Source organism: Anaeromyxobacter sp. SG64 (assembly GCF_022690745.1).
GTDB lineage: Bacteria > Myxococcota > Myxococcia > Myxococcales > Anaeromyxobacteraceae > Anaeromyxobacter > Anaeromyxobacter soli.
This window is the reverse complement of sequence record NZ_JALCZB010000179.1, coordinates 1-3,151: the sequence shown is the minus strand read 5'-3', so window position 1 is coordinate 3,151 and position 3,151 is coordinate 1. Positions and strand designations below refer to the sequence as shown.

Sequence of the window (3,151 nt, the reverse complement as noted above, 5' to 3'; positions counted from 1 at the left end):
AGCTCTCCCTGCTCGACGCGGCGCTGGAGGAGGCCGCGCGCCGCGTGGGCGCGCTGCACGACGCGGCGGAGAAGGCGGCCGGCGCGCCGCGCGCGCTGGAGCTCGCGCCGCTCGTGGCCGATCTGCTCGCGGCGTGGGCGCCGCCGCCGGGCGTGCGAGTGCGGAGCGCGCTCGAACCCGCGCTCGCGATGGGCGACGACCGGCCGCTGCGAGCGGCGATCCGCGAGGCGCTCCGCGCGGTGGGCGCCGGTGCGGGGCGGGGTGGGGAGATCGCGGTGAGTGTCGGGCGACGTGGCTCCGAAGCGGTGGTGGAGATCGCGGGGGGCGCCGCGGCGGACGACGGCGGAGCGGCCGCGGTCGCACGCGCGCTCGTCGCGCCGCACGGCGGCCAGGTGGAGGACGAGGCGGTGCCGGGGCGCGGGAGGACGCTCCGGATCGTCCTGCCGCGCGTGGCGGAGGGCGCGCGCCCCGATCCGTCGCAGGTTTGACCTGCGCCGGGGCTGCGATAGCATCGCCGCCGCCCCGGGAGGCCGCATCGTCCGACTCGGCCACATCAGCGATCTCCACGTCTCCGACCGAAGCCGCTATCCCCGCAACGGCTTCTCGGCGCGAGACTGCGAGAAGCACTCCGCTCGCCTCGCGAAGGGGCTGCTCGACGCCCTCCGCGAGGTCGGCGTCGATCACCTCGTCGTCACCGGCGACCTGACGTTCTCGGGCGAGCCCCGCGAGTTCGAGCGGGCCGCCGACCTGCTGCGCCCCTTCGCCGAGGCGCGCAAGCTGACGGTCGTGCCGGGGAACCACGATCTCTGGACCGAGGACTCCGTCGAGACCGCCCGGTTCCTGCGCGCGCTCGGGCCGGACGGGCTCGGCATGAAGAAGGCGGCGCCGAGCTACCCGCACGTCGTCCCGCTCGGCGACGCGGCCGTGCTCGTCGCGCTCGACAGCGCGCGCTGGGGCGAGGATCCGTGGACGACCCCCGGCCGCCTCGGCGGCGACCAGCTCCGCGCGGCGCGGGAGATCGTCCGCGAGCACGCGAAGCTCGGACGCGCCGTGGTCCTCGCCTTCCACCACCACGTCGTCCTCCCTCCCGAGCGCGTCCCCTCCGACGCCCACGTCGCCCGCATGCCGCTCGCGGACGCCGATCAGATCGTCCGGCTCGTCGCGGAGCTCCCCGTGGCGGCCGTGCTGCACGGCCACCGTCACATCGCGTTCCGGGTGGACCTGCCCGGCGCCGCCGGCGCGACGCCGGTCCTCTGCGCGGGCTCCGCCTCGCGCGTCGCGGACGAGCCGATCCGCCGCGCGCGCGCCTACGTGTACGAGATCGATCGTACCGGGCTGCGGAGCGTCGAGGCGCTCGTCTCCGGCTCGGAGTGAACCCATGAAGAAGCTCTTCCTCGTCGCGGTGCCGATCGGGCTCGCCGTGCTCGCGATCGCCTTCCTGTTCACCGGCTCCCGCGAGAAGGCCGACGCCTACGAGGCGCGGCTCGAGCGCGCCCGCCTGAAGCGCGACTTCTCCGAGCGTGCCGGCGCGGCGCGCGCCATCCCCGCCGACCGGCTGCCCGAGTGGCGCGACGAGATCGCCGCCCTGTCGCGCTGGTACTTCGACGAGCTGCAGGCGATCCGCAACCGCCACCCCTCCGAGCCGGCGCGCCCGACGGGCGTCGAGGCCGCCGCGGGCGACCGCAAGGGGAAGCTCGAGGAGAAGGATCGCTCCCAGCTCCAGGACTTCCAGAAGTACGCCGACGGCCGGCTCGCGCTGCTGCGCGAGGGCCGCTACGCGCCCGTCCAGTCCATGCTCGCCGAGGGGCTCCGCCTCGATCTGCTCGCCGTCGAGCCGGGGACGCCGCCGGAGGGCGGCGCGCCCGGGCTCCGCATCGACTTCGCGCTGTGGGGCAGCCCGCGGTTCCTCGAGCGCGAGCGGGGCGGGGAGCGCACCGTCGTGCGGAGCGTCGTGCCGGTGGCGTTCCGGCGCATCGCCTTCCACCTGCTCGACCCCGCCGGCAAGCCCTACGGCGAGATGAGCGGCGGCGGGGAGCCCTACCAGAAGCTCGCGGACCCGGAGCGGTTCCAGGACGACTTCCCGCCCGGCGCGATCTTCGGCACCTGGTGGGTGGAGCTCCTCCCGCGCGAGGCCGCCACCGTCCAGCTCGAGATCCAGACCGACGTCCGCGGCGCGAGCGGCGCCGTCCGGCCCGCCACGTTCCAGGCGCAGATCCCGATCCCGGACGCGTGGAAGCTCCCGCCCGGCGCCGTATTCCAGGCGGAGGTGCGCGAGGCCGCGGCGCCCGCGCCCTAGGCCCGCCGTGACGACGCGGAAGGCGAGCGGCAAGGGCAAGAGCAAGGGCGAGGCGGCGACGGGGCGGAAGCGCGCGCCGCCCCGCCGGAAGGCTCCCGCGCTCCCGGATCCGGGCGGCGACGCGCCGCTCGAGGAGCTCTCGCGCGACGCGCTCTCCGTGTTCCTCTACGTCGCGCTCCTCCCGGAGGAGACGCGCGCGCTCGTGAAGGAGCTCGGGCTGTCGGTGCCCGGGTTCCGCACCGAGGCGCTCTCGGACGTGGAGCGGAGCGACGTGCTCGCGGACGAGGTCCGCGCCCGCCCCGCGACGCGCGCGCGCGTCCTCGACGCGCTCCGCAAGGCGTTCGGCGCGCCGCCCCTCGCCCGGACGCCCCTCGACGCGCCCGCGGCGGACGATCTCCTCACCACGGGCGCCTCGGACCACGGCCTCACGCTCGCGCTCTGGCGCGTGCTCGCCGATCCCGCCGCGGACGTCCGCGCGCGCGCGGCGCCGCTCCTCGACGAGCTCGTGAAGGAGTACTACGGCCCGCTCCCCGAGGCAGAGGGGCGAGGGGCGGCGAAGGCGGCGCCGCGCGAGGAGGGCCCGGATCTCGCCGCGCGGGTCGCGACCCTCGAGAAGGAGCTCGCCGAGGCGCGGGCGCGCGTGGAGTCGGGGAGGAAGAAGGCCGAGGAGCAGCGCGACAAGCTCCAGGAGTGGCTCAAGGACGCCCGGGCGCGGGCGGCGCAGGCGGTGGACGACGCGGCGCGCGCGCGGGAGGCCATGGAGGCGGCGCAGCGCGCGAGGGAGCGATCCGACGCGGAGCTCGCCGCGGTGCGCGCCACCGACGCGGCGGCGGAGGCGCAGCGGGCCCGCGCCGC

Annotated in this window: 2 protein-coding genes and 2 pseudogenes; all 4 read left to right on the top strand. The window is 76.9% G+C overall.

All coding sequences use genetic code 11. From position 1 onward, the window contains the following. Positions 1-488, top strand: a pseudogene (locus MNZ29_RS23845) (hypothetical protein); the annotation flags it as partial. Beyond that, positions 472-1,374: a metallophosphoesterase gene (locus tag MNZ29_RS23840; RefSeq protein WP_242357080.1), complete on the top strand. Its 903-nt coding sequence runs from the start codon at positions 472-474 to the stop codon at positions 1,372-1,374. The pseudogene MNZ29_RS23845 and the gene MNZ29_RS23840, both read left to right, overlap by 17 nt. Positions 1,375-1,378: 4 nt before the next feature. Further along, positions 1,379-2,296, top strand: coding sequence for a hypothetical protein (locus tag MNZ29_RS23835; protein WP_242341553.1), 918 nt, complete (start codon positions 1,379-1,381; stop codon positions 2,294-2,296). A 7-nt stretch (positions 2,297-2,303) separates the two neighbouring features. Further along, positions 2,304-3,151: pseudogene (locus tag MNZ29_RS23830) on the top strand (hypothetical protein); the annotation flags it as partial.

Coding starts and splice junctions, on each gene's coding strand:
- MNZ29_RS23835 (WP_242341553.1), top strand. CDS start 1,379: ATGAAGAAGCTCTTCCTCGTCGCGGTGCCGATCGGGCTCGCCGTGCTC.